1 protein-coding gene is annotated in these 601 nt (G+C 65.2%); it reads left to right on the forward strand.

Annotated elements, in window-relative coordinates; genetic code table 11:
- Positions 1–570: recombinase family protein (locus OKC27_RS22845; RefSeq protein ID WP_270806764.1), on the forward strand; the 570-nt coding region annotated here is incomplete at its 5' end.
- Positions 571–601 lie beyond the last annotated feature (31 nt).

Genomic DNA, 601 nt, shown 5'->3' on the forward strand with positions numbered 1-601 from the left:
CTCATCGGCTATGCGCGGGTATCGACGGCGGAACAGGACACCGCCTTGCAGACGGATGCGCTGCGCAATGCAGGCTGCGAACGGGTTTTCGAGGACACGGCATCCGGGGCCAAGGCAGACCGGCCCGGCTTGGCCGATGCGCTGGCTTATCTGCGCGATGGCGATGTGCTGGTCGTCTGGCGGCTGGATCGGCTTGGCCGCTCCCTGCCGCACCTGATTGAGACGGTCGGCAAGCTGGAAGCACGGGGCGTCGGCTTCCGCTCGTTGACTGAAAACATCGACACCACCACGCCGGGCGGACGGCTCATCTTCCATGTGTTCGGTGCGCTGGGCCAGTTCGAGCGCGACCTGATCCGCGAGCGCACCAAGGCCGGGTTGACCGCTGCCGCCGCACGCGGGCGCAAAGGCGGACGCAAGCCGGTTGTCACTGCCGACAAGTTGCAACGAGCGCGGGAGCTTGTCGCCAACGGCTTGAATGTCCGCGAGGCCGCCGCACGCCTCAAGGTAGGAAAAACCGCTCTCTACGCTGCCTTGCAGGCGGCCAGTTCTGGCAGTGCAGCCGACTCCTGATATTTCGTGCAGTCGCCTTCTGAAAACGACA

The sequence above is a fragment of the Aeromonas sp. QDB62 genome (assembly GCF_027705695.1).
In the GTDB taxonomy this organism is placed as follows: domain Bacteria; phylum Pseudomonadota; class Gammaproteobacteria; order Enterobacterales; family Aeromonadaceae; genus Aeromonas; species Aeromonas allosaccharophila.